The sequence below is a fragment of the Pseudoduganella sp. GW821-FHT05F09 genome (genome assembly GCF_059419605.1).
Genome location: NZ_JBWKSD010000003.1, coordinates 504,273 through 525,247 on the forward strand (window position 1 = coordinate 504,273; position 20,975 = coordinate 525,247).

Genomic DNA, 20,975 nt, shown 5'->3' on the forward strand with positions numbered 1-20,975 from the left:
CCGCACAAAGCCCCGCAGCCTCATCCAGCACATCCATTCGCCGCCTGCCGCAACCCGGCATGCGCGGCGCCGTCGCGCGCCTTCGCCCAACCCGTGGCCAGGTGCGCAGGGACAGCTTTTTTTATCTGGTTTGCCATGCTCTCGATATCTACCAAAGTTGAGCGGATCGTCATGGAGTCTCCCTTCCTCACGGAGGGGCTGGGACGCGGCTTGATCAACCTGTCGGAACTCGCGCGGCAGCTGCAGCCGCAGCTGGAAACGGACCTGTGGAAGCCTGTGGGACAGGCGGCCGTGGTGATGGCGCTGCGGCGCGTGGCGGAGCGCCTGCCGCAGCAGGAGGCGGCCGCGCACGGCGAGCTGTCGCTGGCGCGCAAGACGGGCGAGCTGACCACCCGCACCGACCTGACCATGTACACCTTCCGCTATTCGGAGAACACCTACGAATGCCACCGCAGGCTGCTGGCGGAAGTGGCGCCCAGGCAGGGCGCCTTCGTGTCGGTCACGCGCGGCATCCATGAGGTGATGGTGGTGTGCAGCCGCTCGCTGACGAGCGCCATAGATGAAGTCTTCGTCACCGAGCGCCAGCTGGCGCGGCTGGAAAGCCTGAACGCGGTGACGCTGCACCTGGACCCGGAGACTTTCAACATGCCGGGGATTTACCACGGCATCCTGAAGAAGCTGGCGTGGGACAAGATCAACCTGGTCAACATGATCTGCACCCACACCGAGCTGACGATATTGCTGGAGCAGCGCCAGACCGGCGCCGCCATTGCGGTGCTGTCGCGCCTGGTGGCGCAGTGACGGCGGCTTAGCCGGCCAGCTGCCCGCGCACGCGGGCGATGGCTGCGCGCACCTGGTTCGGCGCGGTGCCGCCCACGTGGTCGCGCGCGGCCACGGAGCCTTCCAGGGTCAGCACCTGGAAGATGTCCTGCTCGATCAGCTTGGAGAAGGCCTGCAGCTGCTCCAGCGACATCTCGGACAGGTCGATGCCCAGGTCCACGCAGGCACGCACCGCGTGCGCCACGGCTTCGTGCGCGTCGCGGAAGGGCAGGCCCTTCTTCACCAAGTAGTCGGCCAGGTCGGTGGCGGTGGCGTAGCCCTGCAGGGCCGCCGCGCGCATGTTCTCCGGCTTGACGGTGATGCCGCCGGCCATGTCGGCGAAGATGCGCAGCGTGTCCATCAGCGTGTCCACGGTGTCGAACAGCGGTTCCTTGTCTTCCTGGTTGTCCTTGTTGTAGGCCAGCGGCTGGCCTTTCATCAGGGTCAGCAGGCCCATCAGGTGGCCGTACACGCGGCCGGTCTTGCCGCGCGCCAGTTCCGGCACGTCCGGGTTTTTCTTCTGCGGCATGATGGACGAGCCGGTGCAGAAACGGTCGGCGATGTCGATGAAGCCCACGCGCGGGCTCATCCAGATGATCAGCTCTTCCGACATGCGCGACACGTGCGTCATGATCAGCGAGGCCGCCGCCGTGAATTCAATCGCGAAGTCGCGGTCCGAGACGGCGTCCAGCGAGTTGTGGCACACGTCGTCGAAGCCCAGCGTCTGCGCCACTTGCAGGCGGTCGATCGGGAAAGTGGTGCCGGCCAGCGCGGCGGCGCCCAGCGGCAGGCGGTTCACGCGCTTGCGGCAGTCGGCCATGCGCTCGGCGTCGCGGCCGAACATTTCAACGTAGGCCAGCATGTGGTGGCCGAAAGTGATCGGCTGCGCCACCTGCATGTGGGTGAAGCCGGGCAGGATGGTGTCGGTGTGCTGTTCGGCCAGGTCGGTCAGTGCGCCGCGCAGCTGGTTCAGCAGGCCGGTCACGTCGTCGATGGCGGAGCGCACGTACAGGCGGATGTCGGTGGCCACCTGGTCGTTGCGCGAACGGCCGGTGTGCAGGCGCTTGCCGGCGTCGCCTACCAGCTCGGTCAGGCGTTTTTCAATGTTCAGGTGGACGTCTTCCAGGTCCAGCAGCCATTCGAACTGGCCGGCTTCGATTTCCTGGCTGATTTGCGCCATGCCGCGCTGGATGTCGGCCAGGTCGGCCGCGCTGATGATCTTCTGGGCCGCCAGCATGCCGGCGTGCGCCAGCGAGCCCTGGATGTCGGCCTTGGCCAGGCGGTTGTCAAAAAATACAGAAGCGGTATAGCGCTTGACGAGGTCGGAAACTGGTTCGGAGAAGCGGGCGGACCAGGCTTCGCCCTTCTTGGAGAATTGATCAGTCATGATTTTTTTTGAGAGGGTGGGCGTGCGGATTTGCGACGATTATAAACAAGGTTGGGCCATCCCACCGATTCCGCGCTGCCACGGGCGTGACAGGCGGGCCGAAATCGCCGATCATGGCGGCATGAAGAATGGGGAGAACAGACTATGAAACAGCCAGCCAAAGCCAGCTTGTTATGCGTTTTGATGGCCGGCGCGCTGTCCTGCGCAGCCGCCACGGCCGGGGAGACGGCCGCCGCCGCAGCGGCCACTCCCGCCGCCGCAGCAGCCGATACCGCAGCCGACGACGGCGCCGCGCATGCCATTGCGCCCGAACTGAAGACGCTGGACGGCATGCTGTCCGCGCTGTACGGCACCATCTCCGGCGCCGCCGGCGCGCCGCGCGACTGGGAGCGCCTGCGCAGCCTGTTCGCCCCCGAAGGCCGCATGGTGGTGCACGGCGTGAACAAGAGCGGCGAGATCACCACCCGCGTGCTCACGGTCTCCGACTACATCTCGCGCGTGACGCCGGTGTTCGCCAAGGAAGGCTTCTACGAAACGGAACTGGCGCGCACCACCGAGACCTTCGGCCAGATCGCCCACATATTCAGCACCTACGAATCGCGCCGCGCGCCGGACGAGGCCAAGCCCTTCCAGCGCGGCATGAACAGCATCCAGCTGGTGAACGACGGCCAGCGCTGGTGGATACAGTCGCTGGTGTGGCAGGCGGAAACGGACAAGAACCCGCTGCCGGAACGCTACCTGAAGGGCAAGCATTGAACATCAGCACAGACAAGGCGGCGCTCGACATAGCGCTGATCCATGGATTTTTGAGCGAGCGCTCCACCTGGGCCGTGGGCATGCCGCTGGCGCTGCTGGAAAAGGCGATCGCCAACTCGCTGTGCTTCGGCGGCTACCAGGACGGCAAGCAGATCGCCTTTGCCCGCGTGATTACGGACGGCGCCACCTTCGCCAACCTGGTGGATGTGTTTGTGCTGCCGGAGCACAGGGGGCTGGGACATAGCAAAAGCCTGGTGGCGGCCATCATGGCGCATCCCGAGCTGCAGGGCCTGCGCCGCTTCAGCCTCGCCACCAGCGATGCGCACGGCCTGTACGCCCAGTTCGGGTTTGCGCCCCCGCAGCGTCCGCAGACGCTGATGGAGCGCTATTTCCCCGACGTCTACGTCAGCGCCTCATTGCCAGTGCATCAGGCAGGGCGGAATCAGCAGCAGTAGCGCCATCACCGCGTAGATCAGCTGCAGCGGCACCATCCACTTGGCCCAGGTAATCCAGGGGACGCGGGCCAGGGCCAGCACGCCCACGGTGATGCCGGAGGTCGGTATCATGGGCGTGGTCAGCTCGCCGAACTGGAAGGCCAGCACCGCCGTCTGGCGCGTTACGCCCACCAGGTCCGCCAGCGGTGCCATGATGGGCATGGTCAGCGAAGCCTGCCCGGTGCCCGAGTGGATGAAGAAGTTGATCACGGTCTGTATGCCGAACATCTTCTGCGCCGCGAACACGGGGCTGGACGACTGCACCAGCGGCAGCAGCCCGTGCAGCATGGTGTCGATAATGTTGGCGTCGCGCGCCAAAATCATGGTGCCGCGCGCTAGCGCGATCACCAGCGCCGTGCCCACCAGGTCTTTCGCGCCCTGGATGAAAGCGCCCACCAGCTCGTCCGAATCGAGCCCGCCTATCAGGCCGATCACGATGCCCATCACCATGAACAGCGCGGCGATCTGCTCGATATACCAGTCGAACTTCACCACGCCCACCACCATGCCCAGCAGCGAGGCGGCGAAGATCCCCAGCACCACCTTGTGCTTGAGCGTCATGCCCTCGAAGCTGCTCAGGTCCAGATGGCTCTCCTTGCGCTTGGCCTGGTCCAGCACATAGGTCGGGCTCAGCTCCGGATTGCGCTTGATGCGCGCCGCGTACCACATCATGAAGGCGGCGGTGATGGCGGTGGCCACCACCCAGCAGATCAGGCGGTAGCTCATGCCGGAGAACACCGGTATGCCGGCGATGCCCTGCGCGATGCCGACGTTGAACGGGTTCAGGAAGGCAGCCCCGAAGCCCACCTGCGAGCCGAGGAAGGGTATCGACACGCCGGTGATGGTGTCGTAGCCCAGCGCGAGCGCCAGCGGCACGAAGATGAGGATGAAGGGGATGGCCTCCTCGTTCATGCCGAAAGTGGCCCCGCCCAGCGAGAACAGCGTGATGAACACCGGGATCAGCGCCGCGCGCACGAAGGACGAATGCGTGTAGGCCTTGGCGATGGATTTGATCATCGCGTCGATCGCCTCGGTCTTGTGCAGCACCTGGAAGGTGCCGCCCACAATCAGGATGAAGCCGATGATCAGGCCCGCTTCCGCGAAGCCCTTGATGGGCGCCATCATCAGCGCGGCGAAGCCCTGCGGCTTGCTGTCGATGTAGTGGAAGGTGGCCGGATTGATCAGCTGCTTGCCGTTGACCAGGTGGGTGTCGTACTTGCCGCCGGGGATAAGCCAGGTGGCCAGGGCGATCAGCGCCAGGATGGCGAAGACCAGGACGTAGGTATTGGGGATGCGCAGTTTCATGGGGGCCTTGAAGGGTTTACTGGCTGAGCAGGTCGCCGGAACGGAACGCCTGCGCGCCCGCGATTTTGCCGATGTTCCAGCCGCGCAGCACATGGCGGTGCGCGGTGCGCGCGAACAGCACGCCGTCCACCGTGCAGCACACGGTGCTGACGGCGCCGCTGGCCGCGTCGATCACGTCCGCCACCGCGTCGCCCGCCTTGAGCTTCTCTCCCATCCCGCGCTTGTACACCAGCACGCCGGCGTGCGGCGCCAGGATGGGCTCCACGCCCTCCAGCGGCGTGGCCTCGCACAGCGGTGCGGGCAGCTCGCCCACTTCCGCGTCGAGCGCGCCCGCGTGGGCCAGAAAGCGCACCAGCGCATCCGCGTCCTGTTCCGCCAGCTCGTAGCTCACGTCCATTTCGCCGCGCAGCTCCACGGTGGTGGACAGGCAGGCGGGCGGAATGGGGAAGGCGTCGCCGAAGTGCGCCTGCAAGTCCCACCACAGACGGCTGCAGGCCTCGTCGAAGGGCTCGCCGCCCGCCGCCAGGGCCAGCAGCACCGCGTGCGCGCCCATCAGGCGGGCCAGCGGCGCAATCGCGTCCGCCAGCGGCGTGCCGGCGTAGATGTGCAGCACGGCCTCGTTGTCGCAATGCAGGTCGAGCACGATATCGGCGTCGATCGCCATCTCCAGCAGCAGCTTCTTGTGCGCCTCGCCGTCGGACTTGGGCTGCCAGGCGGCCACCGAGGCCAGCGCGTGCTGGCGGATCAGGCGCACATTGGCGTCCGCGTCCGCTCCCAGCAGGCCCGCCAGCGAGGTTTTCAGCTCCTCCGCCACGTGTTTGTAGGCGCGGTTGAAGTTCACGCCGGTGGTCAGGTCGAAGCGGCCGAATGGGGCGCCGTGGATGGCCTGCGACAGGCCGATGGGATTGGCCGCCGGCACCAGGATGATCTCGCCCCGCACCTTGCCCGCCGCGTCCAGCGCCTCCAGCCGCTTGCGCAGGAACTGCGCCACCAGCATGCCGGGCACTTCGTCCGCGTGCAGCGCGGCCTGGATGTAGACCTTTTTGCCGGCGCCGGGCGTGCCATAGCGGTAGCTGGTCAGTTCGAACTGGGCGCTGCTGTGCGGCGCTGAAATCGGGTGCTTGGTGGTGTGGTTGGCGGTTCGCATGGCAGTGGCCTGATGGATAAGGTATCGGGGGATTATGCTCATTTGATGTATATTTGCAAGCAAGAGGTACCGCTGCCGGTGCTTCTCCACGCAATTTCTCGCAAAACGGACCGGATATGGGTGTACTCAAGACTTTGATTCATAGTGTAGGCCGCCTTTCCCTGCTCTGGTACGCCATCGTCGGCGCCCACACGCACGCGCATGCGGCCGAGCCGGCGCAGCCCAAGGGCTCGCTGGTCATCATCGGCGGCGGCCTGCGCGGCGACAACGCCGACATCTGGCAGCGCATCGTGCAACTGGCGGGCGGCAAGGGCGCGCGCATCGCCGTGTTCCCCTCGGCCGCAGGCACGCCGGAGCGCTCCGGCCAGGCCATCATCGGCTATTTGAAGCGCTACGGCGCCGACCCCTTCCTGGTGCCGATCGCCGTTAAATTGGCCAATAGCGACTACCGCAAGGCGGCCGACGACATGACCCTGGCCGACCGCGTGCGGCGCGCCGACGGCGTGTACTTCGCCGGCGGCGACCAGGGCCGCATCACGCAGGCGCTGGTGCGCGCCGACGGCACCCGCACGGCGGCGCTGGACGCGATCTGGGACATCTACCGGCGCGGCGGCGTCATCGCCGGCACCAGCGCCGGCGCGGCCATCATGAGCAGCACCATGTTCTACGACGCGCGCCGCGTGCTGGCCACCCTGCAAGAAGGCGTGGCGGACGGCAAGGACATCGCGCCCGGCCTGGGCTTCATCGGCGACGACATCTTCGTCGACCAGCACCTGCTGATACGCGGCCGCTTCGCGCGCATGATCCCGGCCATGCTCAAGAAGGGCTACCAGCTCGGCCTGGGCATCGATGAAAACAGCGCCATGGTGGTCAACGCCAAGCGCGAAGTGGAGATCATCGGCTACCGCGGCGCCATGCTGCTGGACCTGTCGCACGCCACCATGGATTCCGAATCGAGCGCCTTCAACGTCAGCAACATCCTGATCAGCTACCTGGACCGGGGCGACAAGTTCAACATCGCCACCCAGACCTTCACGCCGGCGCCGGACAAGGCCGACGGACGGCTGGACAACACGCGGCCGGTGCGGCGCGGCGCGGTCTTCAGCAACGACATCCTGGGCAACAGCGCGGTGGTGGACCTGATGGAAAAGCTGATCGACAGCGACCAGCAGGACGCCATCGGCATCGCCAGCGGCGACCCGCGCGGCACGGCGCCGGAGATCGGCTTCGAGTTCCGCTTCTCCAAGACGCCGGAGAGCACGGGCTACCTGTCGTCGGTGGTGGAGGCATATTCCATCCTCAACCTGCGGCTCGACATCCGCCCCATAGAAGTGCAACGTCCGCTGTACAAATACAAGAACTAAACTGGCGCGGGCTGCCTTAGAATACCGGCACACAACCCGGTACAAGGACCAGCCATGACACTCACCACCAAGGCCCGCGCCGCATTGCTCGGCGCGGCGCTGCTGCTCTCATCCACCGCCTTCGCAGCGCCCCCCGCCACCGTGCGGCTGGACTACCTCCACACCGGCAACGCCCTGAACGAGCAGTACGCCATGGACCGCGTGGTGATCGAGCCGCTGCCGTGGGCCGGCAAGCTCTCGCGCAACCTGGACGACACCGACCGTGGCGTGAACCGCGTGGAAGTGGTGGACGCCAAGACCGGCGACCTGCTGTACTCGCGCGGCTTCTCCACCATCTTCGGCGAATGGCGCAGCACCGAGGAAGCGCAGAAGACCAGCCGCGGCTTCCAGGAGTCCGTGCGCTTCCCCAAGCCGGACCGCCCGGTGAAAGTGCGCATCCTCAAGCGCGATGAACGCAACGCCTTCTCCGTGGTGTGGAGCGTGGAAGTGGACACCGACGCGCAGGACGTGGTGCGCAAGCAGGAGCCCGCGCCCGCCAAGCCGATCCCGATCCGCGTCAGCGGCCCCTCGCCGGACAAGGTGGACCTGCTGATACTGGGCGACGGCTACACCAAGGCCGACATGGCCAAGTTCGAAGCCACCGCGCGCCGCCTGGCGGACTACCTGTTCAGCGTGTCGCCGTTCAAGGAGCGCGCCAAGGACTTCAACGTATGGGGCCTGGCCGTGCCGACCCAGGAGTCCGGCGTATCGCGCCCCTCCACCGGCGTGCACCATGCAAGTCCGCTGGGCACCCGCTACGACATCTTCGGCAGCGAGCGCTATGTGCTGGCGCTGGACAACCGCGCCCTGCGCGACATCGCCCAGCACGCGCCGTATGAATTCATCGAAATCCTGGTCAACAACGACACCTACGGCGGCGGCGGCATCTACGGCCAGTTCAGCACCGCGGCGGCCAATAGCGACTGGGCCAACTACCTGTTCGTGCACGAATTCGGCCACCACTTCGCCGGCCTGGCGGACGAGTACTACACCTCGCCGGTGGCCTACCAGTCCACCGGCGAGCGGGTGGAGCCGTGGGAGCCCAACGCCACCGCGCTGCGCGACCCGGCCAAGCTCAAATGGAAGCACCTGGTGAACGCGGCCACGCCGCTGCCCACGCCGTGGCCCAAGGCCGAATACGAAGCGCATTCGCGCGAATACCAGAAGACGCGGGCCGCGCTGCGCAAGGCCAACCGTCCCGAGTCCGAAATGAGCGCGCTGTTCAAGGAAGACCTGGCGTGGACCGGCAAGCTGTTCTCGGCCGCGCCGCACAAGCACGAAGTGGGCGCCTTCGAAGGCGCCAACTACGAAGCCACCGGCTACTACCGCCCGGCGCAGCAATGCCTGATGTTCGACCGCAGCGAGAAGTTCTGCCCCGTGTGCAGCGAAGCGGTGAGCGCCACGATAGACCTGTACACGCGCGATCCGCAATAAAACGTTTAGTAACGATTGATACAAGTACTAGGTGCGCTAGCGTACAGATGGGGAGGGCTGCTCAGCATATTCTGGATCCGTGACAAGAAATAAGCACATCCCAGAAAACAACTGAAAGGTCCATACCATGAATAAGCTGATTGCCTCCCTGATCGCAGGTCTGTTCGCCACCGCCGCCATGGCGCAAACCCCGGCCCCGGCCGCCGACGTCGCCAAGGCCCAGGCCAAGGCTGAAAAAACGGTAGCCAAGGCCGAAGCCAAGGAACTGAAAAAAGACGCCGCAGCCGACCAGGACGTGGCCAAAGCCCAGGCCAAGGCTGACGAAAAAGTCGCCAAGGCGCATGCCAAGGCCGAGAAGACCCACATGAAGGCCGAAGAAAAGGTTGCCAAGGCCGACCCTGAAGACAAGGTGAAAGCCGAAGCCAAGGCCGACAAGAAAATGGCCGCCGCCAACGCCAACGTCGACAAGACCACCGCCAAGGCCGACGCCAAAGTAGCGAAAGAAAAAGCCGAAGCGACGGAAGACAAAGCCATCGCCGCCGCCAAGACCAACGAAGCGAAAGCCAAAGCCGCCGCCGACGTCAAGGCAGCCACCGTCAAGTAAGCGTCTCAAACGAGCTGAGCCGCATTCGGGGTCAGACCCCGAATGCGGCTCAGCTCGTTTACAGAGGCGCTTACTTCGGCGCCAGCGAGGACGCCTTGATGCGCTGGATCAGTTCCTTGCCTTTGCGGGCGCGCTTGCCGAAGTGCGGGGCCAGCACGTTGCCGGACATTTCCAGCTCGCGCGGCTTGGCCGCCATGGTGCCGTGCACGATCACGCCTTTCTGGCTGATGGCCGCCGCCGACAGCAGCGTCTCTTTCGGATCGAGCTCCATCAGGATCACGCCGCGGCCGCCGTTGGTCAGCGTCTTCATTTCGGCCATGCCGAACACCAGCAGGCGGCCTTTTTCCGACAGCGCGGCCACGGCGCTGGCGTCTTCCGCCACCACCGACGGCGGCAGCGGCAGGTCGCCTTCGTCCAGCGTGATGAAGGACTTGCCGCCCTTCAGGCGGCTGACCATGTCGCCGGCCTTGGCGATGAAGCCGAAGCCCGCGCTGGACGACAGCAGCAGCTGGGTGCTGGCCGGACCGGTGAAGTAGTGCTTGATGCGCGCACCGCCCGACAGGTCGACCAGGGTGGTGATCGGCACGCCGTCGCCGCGCGCGTTCGGCAGCGCGGCCACCGGCACCGAGTACACCTTGCCGTTGTCGCCGAAGCCGAGCAGGGTGTCCACGGTGCGGCATTCAAAGGCGTCGTGCAGCGAGTCGCCCACCTTGAAGGTGAACTGGGTCTTGTCGTGGCCTATGCCGGTGCGGGCGCGTATCCAGCCTTTTTCCGAGATGATGACGGTGACCGGTTCGTCCACCACCTTCTGCTCGGCCACGGCCTTCTGCGCTTCTTCGATCAGCGTGCGGCGCGCGTCGCCGTAGGCCTTGGCGTCGCTCTCGATCTCGCGGATGATCAGGCGCTTCATCGACGACGGATTTTCCAGCAGGTCCATCAGGGTCTGCTTTTCCTTGCGCAGTTCGGCCAGTTCCTGCTGGATCTTGATCGCTTCCAGGCGCGCCAGCTGGCGCAGGCGGATTTCCAGGATGTCTTCGGCCTGGCGGTCGGACAGCTTGAAGCGCTCGATCAGCGCCGCCTTCGGTTCGTCCGAATTGCGGATGATGTGTATCACTTCATCGATATTCAGCAGGATGGTCTCGCGGCCTTCCAGGATATGGATGCGGTCTTCCACCTTCTTCAGCTTGAACTGCGTGCGGCGCGTGACGGTCTCGAAACGGAAGCCTATCCATTCGCTGATGATGTCGCCGATGCCCTTCTGGCGCGGGCGGCCGTCGCTGCCTATCATCACCAGGTTGATCGAGGCCGACGATTCCAGCGAAGTGTGCGCCAGCAGCATCAGCATGAACTCGGTCTGGTCCTGGTTCTTGGACTTCGGTTCGAACACCAGGCGCACCGGCGCGGCGCGGCCCGATTCGTCGCGGATGGTGTCGAGCGAGCCGAGGATGAGCTGTTTCAGCGCCAGCTGGTCGGCCGACAGTGCCTTCTTGCCCAGCTTGACCTTGGGGTTGGTCAGTTCTTCGATCTCTTCCAGCACCTTCTGCGAGGAGGTGCCCGGCGGCAGTTCGGTCACCACCGCCTGCCACTGGCCGCGCGCCAGTTCTTCGATCTTCCAGCGCGCGCGCACCTTCATGCTGCCGCGCCCGGAGGCGTACATGTCGCGGATCTGCGCAGGCGGGGTGATGATCTGGCCGCCGCCCGGGAAGTCCGGGCCGGGCACCAGCGCCATCAGCTCGTCGTGGCTGATCTTGGGGTTGCGTATCATGGCCACGGCGGCCTGCGCCACCTCGGTCAGATTGTGCGACGGGATTTCGGTGGCCAGGCCCACGGCGATGCCGGAGGCGCCGTTCAGCAGCACCATGGGCAGGCGCGCCGGCAGCAGGCTCGGTTCTTCGGACGAGCCGTCGTAGTTGGGCTGGAAGTCCACCGTGCCCTGGTCGATTTCGTCGAGCAGCAGGCGCGAGATCGGCGTCAAACGGGCTTCGGTGTAGCGCATCGCGGCGGCGCCGTCGCCGTCGCGCGAGCCGAAGTTGCCCTGGCCGTCGATCAGCGGGTAGCGCAGCGAGAAGTCCTGCGCCATGCGCACCAGCGCGTCGTACACCGACTGGTCGCCGTGCGGGTGCAATTTACCCAGCACGTCGCCCACCACGGTGGCGGACTTGCGCGGCTTGGCCGTGTGGCCCAGGCCCAGTTCATTCATCGAGTACAGGATGCGGCGCTGCACCGGCTTCTGGCCGTCGCACACGTCGGGCAGGGCGCGGCCCTTGACCACGGAGATGGCGTAGTCGAGGTAGGCGCGCTCGGCGAAGGTGGACAGGATCAGCGTTTCGCCGCCGTCGCCGTCGTCGCCGCCGTCATCGCCACCGTCGCCGCCGTCGCCGCCATTGCCGTCGCCGCCGCCGTCGCCGCCTTCGGCGATCACGTCCGCGATGGCTTCAATGGCGTCCGCCGCGCCGTCGACGCCGGCCGGCTCGGCAGCTTCGGCCGGTTCGGCCGCTTCGGTCAGGTCGATCACGGCGGTGGCCGTGGCCGGGGTGGCGGCCGGATCGAGCGGCGCCGGTTCGTCAAAGAGATTTGCTTGATGAGTCATGTCAGATAACGTGTGCTGTATTAAATGTCGGCTTCGACTTCGTTGCCGTGTTCCTCTATCCATGCGCGGCGGGCGGCGGCTTCGCCTTTACCCATCAGCATGTTGAAGCGCGCGGAGGAGGTGCTGTGGCCGGGGCGGCCCACTTTCACCGGCAGCAGGCGGCGCGTGTCCGGGTTCATGGTGGTTTCCCACAGCTGCTCGGCGTTCATCTCGCCCAGACCCTTGAAGCGGGAGATGGACCAGCTGCCGTCCTTCAGGCCGTCCTTGCGCAGCTTGTCCTCGATGGCCACCAGTTCGCCCGCGTCCAGCGCGTACAGCTTCTGGATCGGCTTTTTGCCGCGCGCCGGCGCGTCCACGCGGAACAGCGGCGGACGGGCGATGCAGATATTGCCGTTCTGGATCAGCGCCGGGAAGTGGCGGAAGAACAGCGTGAGCAGCAGCACCTGGATGTGCGAGCCGTCCACGTCCGCATCGGAGAGGATGCAGATTTTGCCGTAGCGCAGGCCGGACAGGTCGGGCGAGTCGCCGAAGCCGTGCGGATCGACGCCGATGGCCACCGAGATGTCGTGGATCTCGTTGTTGGCGAACAGGCGGTCCTTGTCGGTCTCCCAGGAGTTGAGCACCTTGCCGCGCAGCGGCAGGATGGCCTGGAATTCCTTGTCGCGCCCCATCTTGGCCGAACCGCCCGCCGAGTCGCCCTCGACCAGGAAGATCTCGGTGCGGGTGACGTCGCTCGATTCGCAGTCGGTCAGCTTGCCCGGCAAAACGGCCACGCCGGACGATTTTTTCTTTTCCACTTTCTGCAGCGAGCGCAGGCGCGACTGGGCCTGCTTGATCACCAGCTCGGCCAGTTTTTTGCCGTATTCAACGTGCTGGTTCAGCCACAGCTCCAGCGGCGGCTTGGCGAAGGTGGACACCAGGCGCACCGCGTCGCGCGAGTTCAGGCGCTCCTTGATCTGGCCCTGGAACTGCGGATCCAGCACCTTGGCCGACAGCACGAAGGAGACGCGCGCGAACACGTCTTCCGGCAGCAGCTTCACGCCCTTGGGCAGCAGCGAGTGCATTTCGGCGAAGTTCTTCACGGCGCCGAACAGGCCGTCGCGCAGGCCCGATTCGTGGGTGCCGCCGTTCGGCGTGGGGATCAGGTTGACGTAGGATTCGCGCACCACGGCGCCGGTTTCGGTCCACGCCACCACCCAGGCCGCGCCTTCGCCTTCGGCAAAGCCTTCCGCGTCCGGGCCGGCGAACTGCGCGCCTTCGAACAGCGGGATCAGGGTTTCGCCGTCCGAGGTTTGCGCCAGCGCTTCGGTCAGGTAGCCGCGCAGGCCTTCGTCGTATTTCCAGGTCTGGCTGTCGCCGGTCTTGGCGTTGTTGAGCGTGACGGTCACGCCCGGCAGCAGCACGGCCTTGGAGCGCAGCAGGCGCTGCAGCTCAACCTGCGAGATCAGCGAGGAGTCGAAGTACTTGGCGTCCGGCCAGGCGGTGACGCGGGTGCCGGACTTCTTGCCGTCCTTGGGCGCCGGCATGGAGCTGAGCGGCTCCACCACTTCGCCGTGCTCGAATACCAGGTGGTGCAGGCCGTTGCCCTTGTCGTCCTTGCGCCAGACCGAGATCTCCAGGCGCTTGGACAGCGCGTTGGTGACCGACACGCCCACGCCGTGCAGGCCGCCGGAGAAGGCGTAGGCGCCGCCCGAACCCTTGTCGAACTTGCCGCCCGCGTGCAGGCGGGTGAAGACGATTTCCACCGTCGGCACGTTTTCTTCCGGGTGCAGGCCGACCGGGATGCCGCGTCCGTCGTCTTCGACCGTCACGCTGCCGTCGGCATTCTGCGTCACGATAATGTTTTTGCAATGTCCGCCCAGGGCCTCATCGGAGGCATTGTCGATCACCTCCTGGATGATGTGCAGGGGGTTCTCCGTGCGGGTGTACATGCCCGGACGCTGCTTGACGGGCTCCAGGCCCTTGAGGACGCGGATGGATGATTCGCTGTAGTCGGAAACTGGATTTTTAGTGGCCATACGTGATCAAGCTAGGTTGTGCGGTTCTTTATTGGTGCGGCAGCTTGCTGCAAAGTGCTGTGATTATATACAGTTATTTCGCTGTGCAAGTGCTTTCTGCGCAACGTCCGCAGGCGCGCTTGCCTGCGCATTCTATCCGCAACCGGCGGCAATGGCGGGAAACTGGGCGCCGGAAACGGTGGGTAGTTGTGGTTAAATAGCTCAATACGTGGAAAAAAGCAGTGTAAATAGTCCATGAGCGAGCCATGAGTGCAGACAAATTTCCGTTCGCGGTGCGCCTGGTCGGCTTTGCCGAAGCGCAGGCGGAGGCCCTGGCGGCGGCGCTGAAGCGCGCGCCGCCGCATGGGCCGGCGTATTTTTGCCTGTCCGGGTACAGTTTGCAAGAGCCGGACCTGCTGCTGGCCTATGGCGGCGACCTGAAGGCGCTGGCCGCGCTGGCGGCGCTCAGCCCCGGCGACGTGCGGCCCGTGCTGCTGCTGGGCGCGCCGGAGATGGACTTGCCATACCCTTGCCTGGGCCTGCCCTATGAGGAAGAGAGCCTGCACGCCGAACTGGCGCGGCTGGTCGAGCGCCGCGCCGACGCCATGGCCAGGCTGGCGGCCACCGGCCTGCCGCCGCTGCCCGAGCGCCGCCGCAGCGAGCGGCTCGATTTCGACCTGACCGATCCTGGCGAATACGCCGCCATGCGCAGCCAGGGCGGCGGCGGGCGCGGCGCCGTGCTGGTGGTGGACCGCAGCGCGCGTTTCAGCCAGCACGTGGCCAGGCAGCTCAAGCCCTACGGCATCCATGCGCTGTGGGCCTCCGACGAAGCCTCCGCGCTGGCGGCCGGCGCCGACGCGCCGCAACTGGTGGCGCCGCTGGCGGTGGTGCTGCTCAATACTTCGCTGCCCGGCATCGATCCCTACGCCCTGTGCGCCGCCCTGCGCGCCCAGGGGGGAGAGCGGCCGCCCGCCGTGGTGTTCCTGGCGGGCCGCAGCTTCGTCTACGACGCCGGGCGCGCCCGCGAGGCCGGCGTCGAAGGCCTGCTGGACAAGCCCGTGTCCGACGCCACGCTGCGCGCCACCCTCAAGAAACTGATGCGCATCGCCTGACCGCGCCGGGATGCCGGGGCGGCGATAGCGCTGCATGTCCGGAACCGCGTGCTTATACGCCGCGTTTACAACTCTCCTGCGTTCTTTAAGACCGTTTTTACGGACAGGGCGATAAGCTGTCTTTTTTGACCCACCAAAGAAAGACCGCACCATGAAAAAGATGATACTCGCCTGCGCCGTGATGGCCGCCTTCGCCGCCAGCGCGCAAGCCGAGGAGCAGAAGCCGGACAATGAAGTCAGCTTCAACGCCGCCGCCACTTCCGACTACCGCTATCGCGGCATCTCGCAAACCCGTTTGAAGCCGGCCCTGCAGGGCGGCGTGGACTACGTCAACAATCCGAGCGGCTTCTACGCCGGCGCCTGGGGCTCCACCATCAAGTGGACCAGGGACGCGGGCGGCGACGGCAGCGTGGAGCTGGACCTGTACGCCGGCAAGCGCGGCCAGCTGAGCGCCGAGGTGTCCTACGACGTGGGCGTGCTGGCCTATGTCTACCCGTCCAACGATCTGAAACACGTGGCCGGTTTCGCCAACGCCGACACCACCGAAATCTACGGCCAGCTGGGCTATGGCCCTGCTTACCTGAAGTACTCGCACTCGGTGACCAATCTGTTCGGCTTCGTCGACAGCAAGAACAGCGGCTACCTGGACGTGGGCGCCAATATCGACGCGGGCGGCGGCTATACCGTCAACCTGCACGCCGGCCACCAGAAGGTGAAGAACTCCAGCCAGGCCGACTACACCGACTGGAAAATCGGCGCCACCAAAGACTTCGGCGTGGTCACCGGCGCGCTGGCCGTCATCGGCACCAACGCCGGCAAGACCGCCTACGCTTCGCCAGCCAACGGCAAATTCCTGGGCAAGACCGCGCTGGTGCTGACAGTCAGCAAAGTGTTCTAAGCCGGCTCGCCTCGCTCCTTCAGTCGGCCAGCGAGGCCACCAGGGTCAGGCCGATGGCGAGATAGCGCTCGGCGCCGCGGCGTCCGACGCGGTCGCCGTAGGCTATGTCGATATCGGCCCGGCCCGGAATCAGGCTGTAGCGGGCGCCCAGCTGCGCATAGCTGCCGGCGCGCTGGCGGCCGTAAGCCTCCATGGTGAAGGCCGCGCGTTCGCCGGCCGCCAGTTCCAGGCCCAGCGCCCAGCTGCGCTGCAGGCGCGGGCCGGCCGGTTCCGGCTGGCCGCGCTGCCGCAGCCAGCCAAGGTTCGCGTGCAGCATGGCGCGCTCCCCCGCCAGCTCCACGCTGAGCGGCAGGTTCAGCGACAGGTCCCGGTTGCTGCTGGCGCCTGCGCGCCACTGGCCGGCCAGCACCAGGCCCAGTCCCCATCCATCGTCCTGCGGCGCGCGCAGCAGCGTTTTCGCCTGCAGCAGCGACAGCGTGTCCTGGCCGCCGCCCGCCAGGCTGCGTGCGCGTCCCGCGCCGGCGCCCAGTTCCCAGCCGCCGCCCACATTGCACGCCGGGGCCGCCCAGTATTCGTTTTGCGTCTTGTTGTGCTGAGCCCACGTCTCCAGCTGGCACTGGCGCGGATCGAGGATGGCGGCGTCGTCCGCCGCCATGGGGCGGCCAGCCTGCGCGGCGGGCGCGCATAGCGTCAGCAGCAGGGGGGCGTGCCATGCCGGAAAGGTTTTTCTCATGTGGGCTCCGGGAACCGTTTCAGCATAAGTGCGCCCGCCGGAATTGTCTATTGCCGCTGCCGATTTTTACACCGTGTTTACACCCGCCGCCCCAGTCTTTACACCACTTTTAGACCCCCGCCGATAAGCTGGAAGCATCAAAACAAGACCTGCGAGGGTATCAAAATGGATGTGGTGTTTATCGGCGCAATCGTCGTTTTTCTGCTCGTGAGCTGCGGCTTTGCCGCCGGCTGCGAGGTTCTGGGGGAGCGGAAATGAATAGCTTTTATATACTCGGCGCGGTGGCTTCGGCCGGCCTGCTGGTCTATCTGGTGGTGGCGCTCCTGAAAGCGGAGGACCTGTGATGACCATGCAATCCTTCATTCTGCTGGCGGTGTTCCTGGCCGTGCTGCTGGCGCTGGCCTGGCCGCTCGGCATCGTCCTGGCGCGCATTGGCGACGGCGGCCGCATTCCCGGCTTTGGCTGGCTGGAGAAGATCGAGCAGCTGCTGTACCGCGCGGCCGGCGTGCCGCTCAAGGCAGAAGAGCGCGGCCAGGGCTGGAAAGCCTACGCCATTGCCCTGCTGCTCTTCAACGGCATAGGCGCGCTGGTGGTCTACGGCCTGCAGCGCGTGCAAGCCTGGCTGCCGCTCAATCCGCAGGGCCTGGCCAACGTCAGCCCCGACTCGTCCTTCAACACCGCCGTCAGCTTCGTCGCCAACACCAACTGGCAGGGCTACAGCGGCGAGCAGACCATGAGCTACCTGGTGCAGATGCTGGCGCTGACCTGCCAGAACTTCTTCTCGGCCGCCACCGGCATGGCCGTGGCGTATGCGCTGATACGCGGCTTCAGCTCGCGCTCGGCCAAGTCCATCGGCAATTTCTGGGTGGATGCCACGCGCTCCACGCTGTATGTGCTGCTGCCGCTGTCGCTGCTGTTCGCCGTGTTCCTGATGGGCCAGGGCGTGATCCAGAACTTCTCCGCCTACAAGGAAGTGACGCTGCTGGACCAGGTCAGCTACACCGTGCCGAAAACCGGCGCCGACGGCCAGCCCGTGCTGGACGCGCAGGGCCAGCCTGTGACCGAGGCCATGACGGCCGCCACCCAGACCATCGCCATGGGCCCGGTCGCCTCGCAGGAAGCCATCAAGATGCTGGGCACGAACGGCGGCGGCTTCTTCAACGCCAACTCGGCGCACCCGTATGAGAACCCGACCGCGCTGTCCAATTTCATGCAGATGCTGGCCATCTTCATTATCCCGGCCGGCCTGTGCTTCGCCTTCGGCCGCATGGTGGGCGACCGCCGCCAGGGCTGGGCCGTGCTGGGCGCCATGACCTTGCTGTTCGTGGCCACCACCGCCGTTGTGCTGGTGGCCGAACAGCAGGCCCACCCCGCGCTGCAGGCGCTGGGCGTGGACCAGGCCATGAGCGCCGTCCAGTCCGGCGGCAATATGGAAGGCAAGGAAACCCGCTTCGGCATCAGCGCCTCGTCGCTGTTCGCCGCCGTCACCACGGCCGCTTCCTGCGGCGCGGTGAACGCCATGCACGACTCCTTCACGCCCATCGGCGGCATGATCCCCATGCTGCTGATCCAGTTCGGCGAAGTGATCTTCGGCGGCGTGGGCTCCGGCCTGTACGGCATGCTGGTGTTCGCCATCATGGCGGTGTTCATCGCCGGCCTGATGATAGGCCGCACACCGGAATACCTGGGCAAGAAAATCCAGGCCTATGAAATGAAGATGACCTCCATCGCCATCCTGGTGACGCCCATCCTGGTGCTGAGCGGCACCGCCATCGCGGTGATGATGGACGTGGGCAAGGCCGGCATCGCCAACCCCGGCGCGCACGGCTTCTCGGAGATCCTGTACGCCTTCAGCTCGGCCGCCAACAACAACGGCAGCGCGTTTGCCGGCCTGTCCGCCAACACGCCGTTCTACAACACCATGCTGGCAGTGGCCATGTGGTTCGGCCGCTTCGCCGTGATCGTGCCCATCCTGGCCATCGCCGGTTCGCTGGCCGGCAAGCAGCGCCTGGAGGCGAACGCCGGCACCATGCCGACCCACGGCGCCATGTTCATCGGCCTGCTGGTGGGCGTGGTGGCGCTGGTGGGCGTGCTGAATTACGTGCCGGCGCTGGCGCTCGGCCCAGTGGTCGAACACCTGCAACTGTTTAACAAATAAGGAGCATCGCATGTCGCAAGCTAATACATCATCCAAGGACATGGCGCTGCACGCAACGACGCCGGCCCGGCGCCTGAAAATGTTCGACTCCGAACTGCTGCTGCCGGCCATCGCCGATTCGTTCAGGAAGCTGAGCCCCCGCACCCAGCTGCGCAGCCCTGTCATGTTCGTGGTCTACGTCGGCAGCATCATCACCACGCTGCTGTACGTGCAGGCGCTGTTCGGCCAGGGCGAGACCAGCCCCGGCTTCATCCTGGCCACCACCGTGTGGCTGTGGTTCACCGTGCTGTTCGCGAACTTCGCCGAAGCCATGGCCGAAGGCCGCAGCAAGGCGCAAGCCGCCTCGCTGCGCAGCCTGAAGAAGAGCGTGACGGCCAAGAAGCTGGCCACGCCCAAGCACGGCACCACCTGGCTGCCATGCGACGGCCCCGATCTGCGCAAGGGTAATTACATTCTGGTCGAAGCGGGGGACGTGATCCCGATCGACGGCGAAGTGATCGAAGGCGTGGCTTCGGTGGATGAAAGCGCCATTACCGGCGAATCGGCCCCCGTGATCCGCGAATCGGGCGGCGACTTCTCGGCCGTGACCGGCGGCACCCGCGTGCTGTCGGACTGGCTGGTGGTGAAGGTGAGCGCCAATCCGGGCGAGACCTTCCTGGACCGCATGATCGCCATGGTGGAGGGCGCCAAGCGCCAGAAGACGCCGAACGAGATCGCGCTGACCATCCTGCTGGTGGCGCTGACCATCGTGTTCCTGGTGGTGACCGTCACGCTGCTGCCGTTCTCGCTGTTCTCGGTGGCCGCTGCGGGCAGCGGCGCGCCCATCACCATCACGGTGCTGATCGCGCTGCTGGTGTGCCTGATTCCCACCACCATAGGCGGCCTGCTGTCGGCCATCGGCGTGGCCGGCATGAGCCGCATGATGCAGGCCAATGTGATCGCCACCTCCGGCCGCGCCGTGGAAGCGGCGGGCGACGTGGACGTGCTGCTGCTGGATAAAACCGGCACCATCACGCTGGGCAACCGCCAGGCCTCGGCCTTTATTCCCGCGCCCGGCGTGAGCGAGCAGCAGCTGGCGGACGTGGCGCAACTGGCCTCGCTGGCCGACGAAACGCCGGAAGGGCGCAGCATCGTGGTGCTGGCCAAGCAGAAGTTCAATATCCGCGAACGCGATATGGCCAGCCTGGATGCAGTGTTTGTGCCGTTTGCCGCCACCACCCGCATGAGCGGCGTGGACCTGCAAGGCCAGGGCGAGGTTCGCGCCCTGCGCAAGGGCGCGGCGGATTCGGTGAAGAAGTACGTGGAAGCGATGGGCCTGCCGTATCCGGCCGAAGTGGCGCGCGCCGTGGACGACGTGTCGCGCCGGGGCAGCACGCCGCTGGTGGTGGCGGACGGCGGCCGTGTGATGGGTGTGGTCGAGCTGAAGGACATCGTCAAGGGCGGCATCAAGGAGCGCTTCGCGGAACTGCGCCGCATGGGCATCAAGACCGTGATGATCACCGGCGACAACAAGCTGACCGCCGCCGCCATCGCCGCCGAGGCGGGCGTGGACGACTTCCTGGCCGAAGCCACGCCGGAGGACAAGCTGAAACTGATACGCAGCTACCAGGCCGAAGGCCGCCTGGTGGCCATGACCGGCGACGGCACCAACGACGCGCCCGCGCTGGCCCAGGCCGACGTGGCCGTGGCCATGAACTCGGGCACGCAGGCGGCCAAGGAGGCCGGCAATATGGTGGACCTGGATTCGAATCCGACCAAGCTGCTGGAGATCGTCGAAATCGGCAAGCAGATGCTGATGACGCGCGGTTCGCTGACCACGTTCTCGATTTCGAACGACATCGCCAAGTACTTCGCCATTATTCCGGCGGCCTTTGTGGGCACCTATCCGCAGCTCAAGGCGCTGGACATCATGCACCTGGCCAGTCCTTCGTCGGCGATCATGTCGGCGGTGATTTTCAATGCGCTCATCATCGTTGCGCTGATTCCGCTGGCCCTGAAGGGCGTGCAGTACCGCGCCATCGGCGCCACTGCGCTGCTGCGCCGCAATCTGCTGGTGTACGGCGTGGGCGGCATCATCCTGCCTTTCGCCGGCATCAAGCTGATCGACATGCTGCTGGCCGCCTTCAACCTTGTTTAAA

At 65.9% G+C, this 20,975-nt stretch carries 18 protein-coding genes; 11 read left to right on the plus strand and 7 right to left on the minus strand.

Annotated features, from left to right (window positions below; translation table 11 throughout):
* Positions 1 to 20: 20 nt before the first annotated feature.
* On the minus strand, positions 21 to 173 hold the full coding sequence (locus tag AC07S4_RS12095; RefSeq protein WP_494986884.1) for a hypothetical protein: 153 nt from the start codon (positions 171 to 173) through the stop codon (positions 21 to 23).
* On the opposite strand from AC07S4_RS12095, the gene AC07S4_RS12100 reads away from it, so the two are divergent.
* Entirely contained in the window at positions 172 to 801 is a 630-nt protein-coding gene (locus tag AC07S4_RS12100; RefSeq protein WP_494986885.1) for a hypothetical protein, read from the plus strand. The genes AC07S4_RS12095 and AC07S4_RS12100 overlap by 2 nt on opposite strands.
* Before the next feature lie 7 nt (positions 802 to 808).
* Here the strand turns inward: AC07S4_RS12100 and argH are convergent, their stop codons facing one another.
* On the minus strand, positions 809 to 2,206 hold the full coding sequence (gene argH / locus AC07S4_RS12105) for an argininosuccinate lyase (protein WP_494986886.1): 1,398 nt from the start codon (positions 2,204 to 2,206) through the stop codon (positions 809 to 811).
* 144 nt (positions 2,207 to 2,350) lie between these two features.
* On the opposite strand from argH, the gene AC07S4_RS12110 reads away from it, so the two are divergent.
* Together AC07S4_RS12110 and AC07S4_RS12115 are read left to right on the plus strand one after the other, a co-directional pair.
* The gene (locus AC07S4_RS12110; RefSeq protein ID WP_494986887.1) at positions 2,351 to 2,962 is read left to right on the plus strand and encodes a hypothetical protein; all 612 of its coding nucleotides are present in this window, start codon (positions 2,351 to 2,353) and stop codon (positions 2,960 to 2,962) included.
* Entirely contained in the window at positions 2,959 to 3,417 is a 459-nt protein-coding gene (locus tag AC07S4_RS12115; protein WP_494986888.1) for a GNAT family N-acetyltransferase, read from the plus strand. The genes AC07S4_RS12110 and AC07S4_RS12115 overlap by 4 nt, the downstream gene beginning before the upstream one ends.
* Here the strand turns inward: AC07S4_RS12115 and AC07S4_RS12120 are convergent.
* Together AC07S4_RS12120 and AC07S4_RS12125 are read right to left on the minus strand one after the other, a co-directional pair.
* A complete protein-coding gene (locus AC07S4_RS12120; RefSeq protein WP_494986889.1) occupies positions 3,376 to 4,761 on the minus strand; it encodes a YfcC family protein in 1,386 nt (461 codons plus the stop codon). The genes AC07S4_RS12115 and AC07S4_RS12120 overlap by 42 nt on opposite strands.
* Positions 4,762 to 4,777: 16 nt before the next feature.
* Positions 4,778 to 5,908 carry a succinylglutamate desuccinylase/aspartoacylase family protein gene (locus AC07S4_RS12125; protein WP_494986890.1) on the minus strand — a complete coding sequence of 377 codons (1,131 nt, stop codon included), beginning with the start codon at positions 5,906 to 5,908 and terminating at the stop codon, positions 4,778 to 4,780.
* A 116-nt stretch (positions 5,909 to 6,024) separates the two neighbouring features.
* Between AC07S4_RS12125 and AC07S4_RS12130 the strand changes: the two genes are divergently transcribed.
* The 3 genes from AC07S4_RS12130 to AC07S4_RS12140 all read left to right on the plus strand — a co-directional run bounded on the left by AC07S4_RS12130 (position 6,025) and on the right by AC07S4_RS12140 (position 9,349).
* Complete coding sequence (locus tag AC07S4_RS12130; RefSeq protein ID WP_494986891.1) at positions 6,025 to 7,272, plus strand: cyanophycinase; 1,248 nt, start codon at positions 6,025 to 6,027, stop codon at positions 7,270 to 7,272.
* A gap of 54 nt (positions 7,273 to 7,326) precedes the next feature.
* Positions 7,327 to 8,745 carry an IgA Peptidase M64 gene (locus AC07S4_RS12135; RefSeq protein WP_494986892.1) on the plus strand — a complete coding sequence of 473 codons (1,419 nt, stop codon included), beginning with the start codon at positions 7,327 to 7,329 and terminating at the stop codon, positions 8,743 to 8,745.
* A gap of 127 nt (positions 8,746 to 8,872) precedes the next feature.
* Entirely contained in the window at positions 8,873 to 9,349 is a 477-nt protein-coding gene (locus tag AC07S4_RS12140; protein WP_494986893.1) for a hypothetical protein, read from the plus strand.
* 70 nt (positions 9,350 to 9,419) lie between these two features.
* Here the strand turns inward: AC07S4_RS12140 and parC are convergent, their stop codons facing one another.
* Together parC and AC07S4_RS12150 are read right to left on the minus strand one after the other, a co-directional pair.
* A complete protein-coding gene (gene parC, locus AC07S4_RS12145; RefSeq protein WP_494986894.1) occupies positions 9,420 to 11,939 on the minus strand; it encodes a DNA topoisomerase IV subunit A in 2,520 nt (839 codons plus the stop codon).
* 20 nt (positions 11,940 to 11,959) lie between these two features.
* Positions 11,960 to 13,957 carry a DNA topoisomerase IV subunit B gene (locus tag AC07S4_RS12150; RefSeq protein ID WP_494986895.1) on the minus strand — a complete coding sequence of 666 codons (1,998 nt, stop codon included), beginning with the start codon at positions 13,955 to 13,957 and terminating at the stop codon, positions 11,960 to 11,962.
* Between the two features lie 245 nt (positions 13,958 to 14,202).
* On the opposite strand from AC07S4_RS12150, the gene AC07S4_RS12155 reads away from it, so the two are divergent.
* Both AC07S4_RS12155 and AC07S4_RS12160 read left to right on the plus strand, forming a co-directional pair.
* Complete coding sequence (locus AC07S4_RS12155) at positions 14,203 to 15,048, plus strand: response regulator (RefSeq protein WP_494986896.1); 846 nt, start codon at positions 14,203 to 14,205, stop codon at positions 15,046 to 15,048.
* A 151-nt stretch (positions 15,049 to 15,199) separates the two neighbouring features.
* On the plus strand, positions 15,200 to 15,946 hold the full coding sequence (locus AC07S4_RS12160; RefSeq protein WP_494986897.1) for a TorF family putative porin: 747 nt from the start codon (positions 15,200 to 15,202) through the stop codon (positions 15,944 to 15,946).
* Between the two features lie 19 nt (positions 15,947 to 15,965).
* On the opposite strand, the gene AC07S4_RS12165 is transcribed toward AC07S4_RS12160, so the two are convergent.
* Positions 15,966 to 16,679, minus strand: coding sequence for a PA4824 family protein (locus AC07S4_RS12165; protein WP_494986898.1), 714 nt, complete (start codon positions 16,677 to 16,679; stop codon positions 15,966 to 15,968).
* 254 nt (positions 16,680 to 16,933) lie between these two features.
* Between AC07S4_RS12165 and kdpF the strand changes: the two genes are divergently transcribed.
* The 3 genes from kdpF to kdpB are packed head-to-tail and all read left to right on the plus strand — an operon-like array spanning position 16,934 to position 20,974.
* Entirely contained in the window at positions 16,934 to 17,023 is a 90-nt protein-coding gene (kdpF, locus tag AC07S4_RS12170) for a K(+)-transporting ATPase subunit F (protein WP_494986899.1), read from the plus strand.
* Positions 17,023 to 18,837, plus strand: a complete 1,815-nt coding sequence (kdpA, locus tag AC07S4_RS12175) for a potassium-transporting ATPase subunit KdpA (RefSeq protein WP_494986900.1) — start codon at positions 17,023 to 17,025, stop codon at positions 18,835 to 18,837. The genes kdpF and kdpA overlap by 1 nt, the downstream gene beginning before the upstream one ends.
* Positions 18,838 to 18,877: 40 nt before the next feature.
* Entirely contained in the window at positions 18,878 to 20,974 is a 2,097-nt protein-coding gene (gene kdpB / locus AC07S4_RS12180) for a potassium-transporting ATPase subunit KdpB (protein ID WP_494987140.1), read from the plus strand.
* Position 20,975 lies beyond the last annotated feature (1 nt).